Here is a 12,122-nt window from a genome sequence, read left to right as displayed (position 1 = left end):
TCAGGTGGAAATAGTTGGCGCCTGTTAATTCTCGTACTTATTTTTGTATTTAAGCGGCGTAAAACCTGTTATCTTTTTAAACTGCTTGATGAAATACGAAACATTGGTGTAGCCGCAGGAATAACAGATGCCCGAAACGGGTTGGTTTTCTTCTGTCAGCATACGGCAAGCCTGGGCAATCCTGATTTCATTTAAAGCTTGGACAAAGGTTTTGTTCGTCCGTTTTTTGAAATAACTGCAAAAGGCCGGAATGGAAAGGCATGCCAGTGACGCCACCTTTTCAAGTGTGATCTCCTGGTAATAGTTGGCGCATACATAATCGTAAACCTTGTCGAGCCGGTCCGAGTCACTCTCGTTGAAGTTATTCTGGGTAATCGGGTTGGCCAATAACTGGTATTCTTTTCGTGTGGCAATGACGCCAAGTATTGAAAGTAGGATGGTTATCCGGTTAAAACCCGATGAGTTCCTCATAGCCAGCATCAATGAAGATACCTCCTCCCTGGTTTTTCCGTGGAGGATGATCCCTCCACGGCTAATCTGAAGTAATTTTAGTATGCTTTTAGATTCCGGTAAACTCCAGAATTGTTCTCCGAAAATTTCAGCTTTAAAGAGGACAAAGATCACCTCAGAAAAAAGCTTGCTGTTTTCTGAAGTGTATTGGGAGTCGCTGTAACTGACGTGCGGAATATTTGGACCTACCAAAATCACATCCCCAGGTCGGAAACGACTAATGGAATCTCCAACAATACGGGTTCCTGTTCCCTGCAGGATAAGCAGAATTTCAATCTCTGGATGAAACTGGAGCGGATTTGGAAAATAGTGGAATTTCATGTGATCAACATGAAACGAATGGTTCAGATTGGCCTCAATTTTTTGAAATAAAGGAGTCATAAAATAATGGTATTTTAATAATAAATATCAATAGTGACTGCTTAAATGCTTCAAAAATGACCTAAATTTACTATTGATGTCAAAAATAAAAAATAAATAGTTATTTCCAAATTAATGAAACCTGGTTCATCATAAGGGATATTAAAAATGTATTATTTTTTGATAGGATAGTTATACTCTCCTTAATTAAATCGCTGTAAACTTGGCATATAAAATTAGGTTATTTCCAGCAATGCTGCTGAGGGATTATGAAACAATCATTTCTGATGCAGGAATCAATATTTTTCGAATAATGAATAACTTGGATGAAATATACGGATTGGCGTATGGATGCCCAACCCGGGACAGAAAAGCCGATTGTCCGTTTCAACCCTATGATTTGCTTTCTTTTAAAGAAAGGATACTTTGGATTCAGAAACTCGACTGGGAGAAGAAAGATATGATCATTCAGCACCATAGACAATGTGTCCGGCTTAGTTGAATGTAAGAGTAAGGGGTAAGTTTGTACGAATTTTTTTAAACGTTGTGTGAAAAATGAAAAAGAGTAATGTAGGTGATCGTTTTAGCATATCAGCTTTTCTTTTGCTGAGCCTCCTGTGCCTTTCTTTTGCCGGCGCGATGGCAGCAAATGGCCTGAAAAAAGGAAGCAGTAAAGCTGTCATCGAAAATGCCAGGTTTAGATACGAAATTGCAGCGAATGGGAACAACCTGCATTTTATCGATAAAATGTCGGGGATAGACTATTTGGATGCCGATCGGGTTTCCAGTTGCGCGTTTGTAACTAAAGCAGGAAGGGAATATCCGGTCAGCGCGGTTTCTTTTGACGGTAACCAGTTGGAACTAACGTTTGCCGGCGCCGGGGTGTTTGCCCGTATCCGCGTAAAAGGTGAAGAAAATTATATAACACTGGCGATTGCCGAAATAAGCGGGTCGCCCGAATCACTGACTTTCCTGAATATTCCGCTTACGCTTGAAGGGATGCCTTACGAACCGTTTGCTTCGTGTGCACTTTCGATGAACCTACAAACCAACGTTTTGCAACTTCCGGTGCTGCAAACACATCTCCAAGCTACCTGTTACCAGCGATTTGGAATGAGCAAGGCAAAGGTTGCCTTATTGGGTGTTCCTCAAAACGATATTCTGCCGGTAATCCGGGAAGTAACAAAAAACGCCAAAGATATTCCCTTTTCCGGCGTTGGAGGTGCCTGGGCACTGGAGGCAAAGGAAGGATACGGGTCTTATGTATTCAATTTTGGCGAGCTTACGGAGGAAACGGCGGGCGAGTGGATCGAAATGTGTAAGAATGTCGGGTTTTCACAAATCGACAATCACGGCAGGTCAGACTTTTTCCGGTTCGGCGATTTTGAGCTAAACCGTGAAAAATGGCCCGACGGGTGGGACAGTTTCAAACGGATCAACGACAAGCTTCATGACGCGGGAATTTCTTCCATTTTTCACACCTATGCTTTTTATATCGATAAAAAGGCCAGCTATGTAACGCCTGTTCCCAGCGAGGACCTCGATTATTTCAAGATATTTACGCTGGACAAGCCGGCGGGTGAAACGGACACGGAGTTAACCGTGAAAGAATCAACAGCGGATATCTCTACGATAACAGGGATGTTTCTGAACAACAGCACAACAATACGGATTGGCAAAGAACTGATCACTTTCAGTGGGGTGACCAAAACAGCGCCATATAGGCTCACCGGCTGCAAACGCGGCGTGCTGGGCACAAACGCTTTTTCGCATCCCGCCGGTGAAAAGGCCTATCAGCTTAAAGAAAAATTCAACAGGTTTGTTCCAGGCCCGGAGACTCCGTTATTCAGGGAGATAGCCAGGCGAACAGCCGAGATTGTTGACCGGGCTGGTTTCGACGGGGTTTATTTTGATGCCATCGATGGAAGCGACATCCTGGCAGGGAGAGAAAATTCCTGGTACTACGCCACGAAATTTGTGTTTGAAGTTGCCAAAAATTTAAAACGTCCTGTGGGGATGGAAATGAGTTCGATGCACCATCATTTTTGGAATTATCGGTCACGATGGCAGGCATGGGACCGTCCCGTACGCGGATACAAACGGTTTGTCGACATTCATTCGGCAGCCATAAAATTAAGTAAAGGCCAGTCATCCATCAGGAATATCGATACCACACTGATTAAAAGAACGGCTAACGTGGAAAACGGGGGACTGATGCTGCCCTTGCAGCTGGGGTGGTGGGGACATGAATCGTGGAATCCCCCGCAAGTGGAGCCAACGTTCCCGGATGACGTTGAATACATTGCCTGTAAAATGATTGGCAACAATGCAGGACTTTCCATGTTGCGCGGCTTTGATGAAAAAACGGAAAATGAATACCCCCGTTACAAGCGATTGAACGAGATTATCAGGCAATACGAGTCATTGCGCCACCAAAATTATTTTAACGATTCGGTGCGGGTGTTGCTCCGCCAACCCGGGAAGGAATTCACCCTCATTCAGGAACCTGGCGGCAAATGGAATTTTAAGCCGGTTCGTTTTCAAAAGCACAGAGTTGCCGGGACTGATCACCCGTCAGCGCACTGGCAGGTGATGAACGAGTATGGGCCCCAGCCGGTCAAATTAAGAATAGAACCGCTGATGTCTGTCAATTCGTATGCCGACACGACAAATATCGGCGTGATTGGCTTTGACCGTTTGCCGAACTTTGACAGACCGGAAGCCGCCAAAGGGGTAACCGGTGAATTGGTGGTTTCGGAAGAAAAAACACCGGAAGGTGAAGCTGCAGGCCTTTTTATGGCAACCAGTTTGGGTCAGGTGCCGCAGGAAGCTTCATGGGCCAAAATAGAAAAACGGTTTGAACCTTTCCTAGACCTGAAAGAAAATCAGGCGATAGGCGTTTGGATCAAAGGGGATGGCAACGGCCAGTTGTTGAACCTCCGGGTGGCCAACCCGCGCCATATCGCCCACGGCGCCCGGGCTGACCGTTTCATTCATGTTGATTTTACCGGATGGAAGTATTTTGAACTGGTGGAAATCGAGTCTGCCGAGGTCAGCAACTATGAGTGGGCGCCCTCTTTTGCCAGCTTGTATGATACGTATCGCCATACGGTGGATTTTGAGAAAGTGGATCATTTTCAGTTCTGGTATAACAACCTGCCTCCCGGCAAAACAGTGGAAACCCTTATCGGGCCTGTCAGGGCGCTTTCGTTGGTGTCAAACACAATCAATAATCCGGCCGTCACCATCGGGGGTGAAACGATCGTTTTTCAAGTCAGCATGGAGTCAGGGATGTTCCTGGAATTCCGGTCGGCGTCGGATTGTAAATTATACGACTCCAAAGGAGGGTTTATCCGGGATGTGCCCATCCTTGGAAATATTCCCGAACTTAAAACCGGCGAAAATAAATTATCCTTTTCATGCGATTCGCCGGGCGAGGTAAATCCACGGGTGCAAGTGACCGTGATCAGTGAGGGGGAACCACTTGAAAACTAACGTGTATTTTTGAATCAGGTCAATGCGTTGTGTATGGCCAACGACAAAAAATAACAAAGACCTAAAGAGTGAAATATGCAGGAAATAAAGAAAAAATACGTTAACCGCCGGTTTATCATACCCGCCTTGCTTCTGTTGGGGTTGATCCTCCTTCTTTTTATCCGGTTATTTTCGGCAGATGGACTTCTTCTGTTCAGGGGAGAGGGCGTTGTATTTGAAACGAATGGTTTCAGGTACGGGATAGCCCGAAACGGGAAGAACCTGCAGTTCATCGATAAAATGACCGGCACCGACTATTTAAATGCTGATTCTGCCTCGTATTGTGCCTATGTTGTTAAAGACGGAAAGCAGTACCCCGTCAGCGCTGTTTCGCTGAGCGGCGACACCCTGACACTCGAATTTGCAGAAGCAGGGGTAAGGTCCGTTGTGCTTGTCAATCAAACAAACGACCGTGCCAGGCTTAAGGTGGTGAGGGTATCCGGCAACGCTGAATCCCTGACCTTCATCAATGTGCCGCTTAAACTGGAGGGTATGCCCGATGAGCCGTTTGCGGCCTGTGTTCTGTCTATGAATATTTCCACACATGTCCGCCAGCTTCCAGCGTTGCAAACCCATCTTTGGGCCACCGCCTATAACCGTTTCGGGATAGATGGTGCGGAAATTACGCTGCTCGGCCTTCCCACCAAGGATATGCTGCCCGCAATCCGGGAAGTAATGAAAGATGCCAGGGATATTCCCTTTTCGGATGCAGGCGGCGCTTGGGCCCAGTTATCAAAAGAGGGATACGGGTCGTACCTGATGAATTTTGGCACACTCACCGAAGAAACCGTCGATGAGTGGATTGGCATGTGCAAAAATTTGGGGTTCACCCAAATAGACAACCACGGGAGGTCCGATTTTTTTCGTTTTGGCGATTTTGAGCTTGACCGTAAAAAATGGCCCGATGGCTGGGACACGTTTAAGCGAATCAACAAAAAACTACATGATGCCGGCATTTCGTCCATCTTTCAAACCTATGCATTTTTTATCGATAAAAACTCCAGGTATGTAACACCCGTTCCCCGGGAAGACCTGGGTTATTTCAGCACATTTACACTCGAAAAGCCGATTGGCGAAACTGACAGCGAGATCGAGGTGAAAGAGCCAACCGACGGCATTTCGCTGATCACCGGTTTTTTTGAACGGAACAGCGTTACATTGCGCATCGGCAGCGAGTTGATCGAGTTTACCGGGGTAACCAAAACCCCGCCGTATAAATTTACCGGGTGCAAGCGTGGAGCGCTCGGGACAAAGGCCTCTTCGCACAAGGCAAATACGCAGGCCTACCACCTTCGGGAGATGTTCAACCGCTTCGTCCCGGGTGTAGAAACGCCCTTGTTCAGCGAAATAGCAAAAAGAACCGCCGAAATTGTTGACCAGGCTGGTTTTGACGGGATTTATTTTGATGCCATCGATGGGAGCGACATCCTTGCCGGGCCGGAAAACTTCTGGTACTACGGAGGTAAATTTGTGTTTGAAACTGCACGGCAACTGAAACGTCCGGTAGGCATGGAAATGAGTTCCATGATCCATCATTGGTGGCATTACCGTTCAAGGTGGCAGGCTTGGGACCGTCCCGTGCGCGGGTACAAACGGTTTGTCGATATCCATTGTGCCTCCATCAAATCGGATGAATACGAACATGGTTTATGGCGCGGGCATACCCCTTTGATCAATAAGCTGGCGCCGGCCGGGAACGGCGGCCTTATGCTGCCGCTGCAACTGGGTTGGTGGGCCCATCAAACCTGGAACCCACCGCAGGTTGAGGCTACCTTCTCCGACGATATCGAATACCTGGCCTGCAAAATGATCGGCAACAACGCCGGGCTTGCCATGTTGGGGGGCTTCGATAAAAAAACGCTGGATGAATTTCCGGCATTTAAACGCCTGAATGCAATCATCAAACAATACGAAGAACTGCGACATCGCCATTATTTCAATGATTCGATCCGCAAGCTGTTGCGGGAGCCCGGCAGGGAATTCACCTTATTCAGGACTCCGGACAACGAATGGAATTTCAAGCCGGTCAGCTACCAAAGACACAAAGTGGCCGGGCTCGACCACCCGACGGCCAATTGGACTGTTGTCAATGAATTTGAATCACAGCCGGTCAAATTAAGGATCGAAGCACTGATGTCCGTAAAGGCTTATGATGACACTGCCAACATTGTATTATCCGATTTTTCGGGAGAGATGAACTTTAAGCCGGAAGAAACGGCTGCCGGCGTAACCGGAGCGTTAAAGATATTAGGGGAAGAGACGCCTGGGGGTGGAGTTAGCGGTACTTTCACTGCCACCAGTTCCGGTGAATCTTTACGGGAAGCCTCCTGGGTGAAAATGGAACAGAAATTTGATCCGCATATGAATCTGGCCGGGAACCAGGCTTTGGGTGTGTGGGTCAAGGGCGACGGGAACGGGCAGTTGGTCAACCTCCGCATCGAAAGTCCGCACCATATCTCGCATGGGGCGCGGGGCGACCATTTTATCACGATCGATTTTACCGGCTGGAAATACTTTGAACTGGTTGAAATCGAATCTTCCGAATTCAGCAATTACATCTGGCCGGCCCCTTATTCCAGTTCCAGTTTTTATGTGTATGATTCATACCGTCACCAGGTCGCTTTTGATCAGGTAGACAAATTACAGTTCTGGTATAACAACCTGCCTGCAGGAAAAACGGTTTCCACGCTTATAGGACCTGTCAAAGCGCTGCCTCTTGTTGCTAACACCATAACCAACCCAACGGTCGCGATAGGCGAGGAAAAAATATGCTTTCCGGTTAGCCTCGAATCGGGCATGTACCTGGAGTTCAAATCACTTGCCGATTGTAAATTGTACGGGCCAAAGGGCGAGTTTATCAGGAATGTCCCGGTCCAGGGGAACATCCCGGTGCTCTATCCGGGGAATAACGAAGTTTCATTTGCCTGCGAACCGCCCGAAGGAATAAATCCGAGGGTACAGGTAACGGTAATCGGCGAAGGAAAACCGCTTGCCCGGTAAATATTTAGGGAAAAACAAATTTTCAACTATTTAATTATAATTTTAGAAAATCATGCCTTATTTAAACAAAGTTGAGAGTAACTCAAGAATAGCGAAAGTACAAGAGATTTTAAAAAGCAAGGAGTTGGATGCCGCTCTGATTTATTACGATGAATTCAACATTGGGAACGGCTGGTATTTAACAGGATGGTGTCCTCAATTCGAAAGTGGAGCCGTACTTATTCCCCGTGCGGGCGAACCCCGTATTCTCGGTGGTCCGGAGAGCGAGCCGTTTGCAAAGCAGGACAGCATGATCACCGAAACCCGTAATTTCCCGGTGTTCATGGTTCCCGATGAGGAATACCCAAATGCTTCGATCATCGACTTTCCCCAATTGTTTGCCGAACTAAATGCGGAATTGGGAAGTGTTAAACGCATTGGAATGGTTGGCGCCGGACGTATGCCGGCCGATTGTCATCGTCAGATTGTCGATGGTTTTGGTGGCGTCCAATTGATCGATATAAGCGCCGAATTTCTGCAATTGCGCGTCGAAAAATCAGGCTGGGAACGAGAACAGATTCGTGCCGCGTTTAAGTTGGCCGACCATGCCTACGATGCCATGAAAGCTGCGGTAAGTGGCGGAGCATCGGAGATACAGGTGGCTGCTGCCGGTGAGTACGCTTCGCGCAGTCGTGGCGCAAGTGGTTTTGGTTTCAGTACCATTATCGGGAGCGGGATCAGGTCAAATGCTGTGGTACCTACTGCCAGTTCTAAGCTGTTACAAAGCGGCGAGTTGGTGATGATCGGCATTGCGCCAAAAGTGAACGGGTACGCCGGGGTTGTGGGTGATGTCCTGGCCGTTGCCGGGCAGTATACCAACGCACAGAAAGTGTGCATCGAACACCTGAAAGAGGCTTTTCGGCTGACAAAAGCCCAACTGGTCCCGGGAAAATCGGGCAAGGAAATTGATGCTCCGGCTCGGGCTTATTTTGAAAAACACGGACTGTCGAAATATCTGGTTTGTCCTTTTGTTCATACCATTGGTCTGCACGAGGCAGAGGCGCCATTTTTTGGCCCCAAAAGCGATGACATTTTACAGGAGGGCATGACGGTAAGCATCGATGTCAGCTTTTTTGGTCATCCTGAATTTAACGGTGTGCGCATCGAAACAGGTTACGAGATCGGCAAAAACGGGCCGATTGCCTTCAGTGAGAAAATGGATAAACTCTTTTGTGAATAATAGTTGATGTAAAATGATGGTAAAACCGGCAAAATCAAACACTGAAACAAAAGCTCAACCGGATCATTCATTTGATGTTGTGCTGGGTTTCGATATGGAAACGGATATCGGTTCCTATACTTCATACTATGAGGGCGTACAGTTCGGTACGCCCATCATTTTGGATGTTCTGAAAAAACATAGTGCACCTGCCACATTCTTTTGGACAGGGCATGCGGCTGAGAATAACCCGGAGATCGTTGTACAGGTGCATAACGCCGGGCACGAAACCGGCTGTCACGGATTGTTCCACGAAACGCTTGGCGATCCGATCTTTCCCTTGCCCAACAACTGGCCCATTCTGCCTTCCGAGGTAGAAGGACGGCTGACCATTGCAACCGAAATTGTCAGGCGGGTGAGTGGCGTTCAGCCAAAAAGTTTTCGCTGCCCCAGGTTGTGGGGTAGTACACAGGTGCTGAACGTACTCGAAAAATTGGGTTACGTGGCTGATGCTTCGTTACCCATGTTTTTTTATCGGAACCAGTTAGGGCCATACCATCCGTCGGTCGACAACTGGACGGAAAAGGGTGAAATGAACATCCTGGAGATCCCGAACTTTTGCGATATGGAAATGGAAAGTAACGATCCTTACCAACGGGACAGGGACCAGTGGCCCATGTTCAGAACAAAAGGAGCGGGGGCGTTGATGGAGAAGATAAACGGGTTTATTAACTATGTTGGGAAGAAGGGTGTGCGTCCCGTTATTTGCCTTTATCTCCATCCCTGGGAATTTTATCCGATGCCCCAGGAGGCGATCGACTTCGGCGAGTGTAGCGTGAAGCCGCTGTCGTTCATCGTCGAGAATTGCGGCCCCGTGGCGGTTAAAGAATTGGATGCCTTATGCGGGATGCTGGCGCAAGCCGGCGGCAGGTTCGTTACTGCCGGGGCATTGGCTGAAGGGTACTAATCGAACGGAAAAAGATCAAATCAAACTTCAACAATTCAACATATGGTACGAAGGGCGTTCCTGATCCATGCAAAGCCGGGCATGGCAGGCGAATACGAGAGAAGGCACAAGCCGGTGTGGCCTGAAATGGAGGCCGCATTGCTTGAACACGGGGTGAAGAATTATTCCATTTTTCTTCACGAAGCCACCGGCGCGTTGTTTGGTTACCTCGAAATAGAAGATGAAGCCTTATTTAACAGGATAGGCGAATCTGAAGTATGCCAAAACTGGTGGAAATATATGAAAGAGGTTTTGGTGTCGGAGAGCGAAGATAGTCACATGGCCAAAGAAGAGTTATTAAAAGAAGTATTTAATTTGCGTCAAATGAATCAAAAATAATGAAAGCAGCAGATTTGTTGGCTGCCTTTGCGCAAGCTGGAAAAGCGACACACCTTATCGGGAATTTAAATGCGGGAGTGATCATTGCATTGGATATGGAAGGCCGTTTATTTACGGTTAAAGATGGCATAGTTTTGAACAGGGTCAACCCGGAAGCTATTTCCGGTCAGAATACACACAACCATTATTTTAACCCGGGTGGCGACGGCCTTTGGCCTGCCCCCGAAGGCACAACACACGGTTACCAGTATTCAACCGGTAACTGGAGGGTGTCGCCCGGGCTGAGGGGTATTCGTTATATGGTCGTCGAAATAAGTAAAAGCGGTGCCACCATACAGGGAGAAGTGGACCTGATCAACAATAAAGGTTACGGAATACCAACGCTCTTTAAACGGCAAATCAGCCTGGGCATCAAAAAAAGTGCATTGACGGTACAGGTGCGGGAAAGCATAACCTATATCGGGCAGGCAGAGCTTAAAAACAAAGATTTCCTGATAGCTCCGTGGTCGTTATGCCAGTTTGATTCCGGGCCGGGCTGTGAGGTTGTATTTCCCTGCACGTCAAAATCATCGGTGTGGGACTTGTACGATGAACCCAGTTCGCACTATCGCCATTGGACAAAAACGCTCTGCCGGTCGGCGACCGATGCAACCATGCGCTACCAGATCGGGCTGGACGATAAAGTTCCCTACATCGAATACCGGGACCCGCAACGTGGGTTGGCTGTCCGGCGTAGTGCCGGGTTGATTTCCCGGGATCACGCACACATCGATATCCGGGATGCATCGCCCAAAGTAGCGCCTTCCAAAAAAGGGGTTCGTTACAGTGTGTACAGCGACCCGGCCGGTTTCATGGAGATTGAAGCGGTTGGCGGCTGCCCGGCGATCATTGTTCCCGGAACGGAATTAACCGTTGATATAACAACCCGTTTCCAGGTTAATGAGCAGACAGCAGAACACGTAAAAACGGAACAGCTATGGTACAACTCTTAGGTATATTTTTTCATTGGATAGGCGGATTGTCTTCTGCCAGTTTTTATATTCCAACCTACTCGATGAAAAGGTGGGCCTGGCATACCTCGTGGATCACCCTGGGGATGGTTGCATGGGTCATTATGCCTTGGGTTGGAGGATGGCTTACCACACACGACTTGTTTGGCATTCTGGTCAATAGTGACATGTCCAGCCTGTTCTGGACCTATTTGTTTGGTGTGCTTTGGGGGTTTGGCGGGTTGATGGCCGGGCTGGGCCTGCGTTATCTTGGCATTGCCCTCGGACAGTCAATTAGCCTGGGGGTCTCGGCTGTCGTCGGTACACTGGTGCCTGCGCTGATCGATAATAAGGCTGGCATGCTTATATCGACGCTTTCAGGAAGAGTTATCCTGGTCGGTTTTATTATCGGTATCGCCGGGATAGTTTTTGGCGGTTACGCAGGTGTGTTGAAAGACCGTAAACTGAACAAGGGGGGAAATACCCCTTCCGGGAGCGAGTTTTCTGTCGTCAAGGGGCTGGCAGTCGCAGTGATTGGCGGGGTATTGAGCGCCTTCATGGCGTTTGCCATAAAAGCGGGCCAACCATTGGCCCAGGAGGCGCTGAGGGGAGGCACGGAGGAAGTGTACATGAACAACCCGATATTTGTACTTGCCTTTGCAGGCGGCTTTACAACCAATTTCGTCTATACCATGATCCTCAGTCTCCGGAAAAAATCATTTGGCGATTTCAGTTTCCGTCCGAGATCCACACTCTTCCGGAATTATTTGCTTGCCACAGCCAGTGGTGTCATGTGGTACGGGCAGTTCTTCTTTTACGGCATGGGTTCTACTAAAATGGGACAATACGATTTCACAAGCTGGAGTATTCATATGTCGTCGATCATCATTTTCAGTAATTTGTGGGGCCTTTGGCTGAAAGAATGGCACATGGCCGACAAACGTACCCTGGCATCATTATGGGCCAGTATCATTTTGCTCATCCTTTCTGTACTGATGATCGGTTTGGGCAACTACCTGGCTGGATAGTGACAAATTAAACACCGGCCATCCAAGGCATTCTGCGATAGAGTCTTTTTCAAAAGAGAAAATTGCTTAACCTGAGTTAATTCAATACCTTTTTTCAAGGTAGTTTTCTTTTACACTTCTGCGGTAGAAGTGTCACCTATCCGAATTCGGTTTTATAA

Annotated in this window: 8 protein-coding genes; 7 read left to right on the top strand and 1 reads right to left on the bottom strand. The window is 47.9% G+C overall.

Going from position 1 to position 12,122, the window contains the following annotated elements; all coding sequences use genetic code 11:
- Positions 1-24: 24 nt before the first annotated feature.
- Positions 25-891, bottom strand: a complete 867-nt coding sequence (locus tag ACOIT5_RS05135; protein ID WP_423129392.1) for an AraC family transcriptional regulator — start codon at positions 889-891, stop codon at positions 25-27.
- A gap of 534 nt (positions 892-1,425) precedes the next feature.
- Here ACOIT5_RS05135 and ACOIT5_RS05130 point away from each other — a divergent pair.
- The 7 genes from ACOIT5_RS05130 to ACOIT5_RS05100 all read left to right on the top strand — a co-directional run bounded on the left by ACOIT5_RS05130 (position 1,426) and on the right by ACOIT5_RS05100 (position 11,964).
- Positions 1,426-4,365, top strand: a complete 2,940-nt coding sequence (locus ACOIT5_RS05130) for a hypothetical protein (protein WP_423129391.1) — start codon at positions 1,426-1,428, stop codon at positions 4,363-4,365.
- A 75-nt stretch (positions 4,366-4,440) separates the two neighbouring features.
- The gene (locus tag ACOIT5_RS05125; protein WP_423129390.1) at positions 4,441-7,404 is read left to right on the top strand and encodes a carbohydrate binding domain-containing protein; all 2,964 of its coding nucleotides are present in this window, start codon (positions 4,441-4,443) and stop codon (positions 7,402-7,404) included.
- Between the two features lie 52 nt (positions 7,405-7,456).
- Positions 7,457-8,623, top strand: a complete 1,167-nt coding sequence (locus ACOIT5_RS05120) for a M24 family metallopeptidase (RefSeq protein ID WP_423129389.1) — start codon at positions 7,457-7,459, stop codon at positions 8,621-8,623.
- Positions 8,624-8,636: 13 nt separating this feature from the next.
- Positions 8,637-9,569: a polysaccharide deacetylase family protein gene (locus ACOIT5_RS05115; RefSeq protein WP_423129388.1), complete on the top strand. Its 933-nt coding sequence runs from the start codon at positions 8,637-8,639 to the stop codon at positions 9,567-9,569.
- A 42-nt stretch (positions 9,570-9,611) separates the two neighbouring features.
- Positions 9,612-9,947 carry an L-rhamnose mutarotase gene (gene rhaM / locus ACOIT5_RS05110; RefSeq protein WP_423129387.1) on the top strand — a complete coding sequence of 112 codons (336 nt, stop codon included), beginning with the start codon at positions 9,612-9,614 and terminating at the stop codon, positions 9,945-9,947.
- Complete coding sequence (locus ACOIT5_RS05105; protein WP_423129386.1) at positions 9,947-10,939, top strand: DUF6786 family protein; 993 nt, start codon at positions 9,947-9,949, stop codon at positions 10,937-10,939. The genes rhaM and ACOIT5_RS05105 overlap by 1 nt, the downstream gene beginning before the upstream one ends.
- Positions 10,924-11,964, top strand: coding sequence for an L-rhamnose/proton symporter RhaT (locus ACOIT5_RS05100; RefSeq protein ID WP_423129385.1), 1,041 nt, complete (start codon positions 10,924-10,926; stop codon positions 11,962-11,964). Before ACOIT5_RS05105 ends, ACOIT5_RS05100 begins: the two co-directional genes overlap by 16 nt.
- Positions 11,965-12,122: the final 158 nt, after the last annotated feature.

Source organism: Gaoshiqia hydrogeniformans (assembly GCF_049347105.1).
Taxonomy (GTDB): domain Bacteria; phylum Bacteroidota; class Bacteroidia; order Bacteroidales; family Prolixibacteraceae; genus Gaoshiqia; species Gaoshiqia hydrogeniformans.
Note: the sequence above shows the minus strand (reverse complement) of the source record. Positions and strands in the feature narration are given on the sequence as shown.

What these genes read in the sequence shown, in the direction of transcription:
- ACOIT5_RS05100 (WP_423129385.1), top strand. Translation starts at nt 10,924, where the DNA reads ATGGTACAACTCTTAGGTATATTTTTTCATTGGATAGGCGGATTGTCT.
- ACOIT5_RS05120 (WP_423129389.1), top strand. Translation starts at nt 7,457, where the DNA reads ATGCCTTATTTAAACAAAGTTGAGAGTAACTCAAGAATAGCGAAAGTA.
- rhaM (WP_423129387.1), top strand. Translation starts at nt 9,612, where the DNA reads ATGGTACGAAGGGCGTTCCTGATCCATGCAAAGCCGGGCATGGCAGGC.
- ACOIT5_RS05130 (WP_423129391.1), top strand. Translation starts at nt 1,426, where the DNA reads ATGAAAAAGAGTAATGTAGGTGATCGTTTTAGCATATCAGCTTTTCTT.
- ACOIT5_RS05135 (WP_423129392.1), bottom strand. Translation starts at nt 891, where the DNA reads ATGACTCCTTTATTTCAAAAAATTGAGGCCAATCTGAACCATTCGTTT.
- ACOIT5_RS05115 (WP_423129388.1), top strand. Translation starts at nt 8,637, where the DNA reads ATGATGGTAAAACCGGCAAAATCAAACACTGAAACAAAAGCTCAACCG.
- ACOIT5_RS05125 (WP_423129390.1), top strand. Translation starts at nt 4,441, where the DNA reads ATGCAGGAAATAAAGAAAAAATACGTTAACCGCCGGTTTATCATACCC.
- ACOIT5_RS05105 (WP_423129386.1), top strand. Translation starts at nt 9,947, where the DNA reads ATGAAAGCAGCAGATTTGTTGGCTGCCTTTGCGCAAGCTGGAAAAGCG.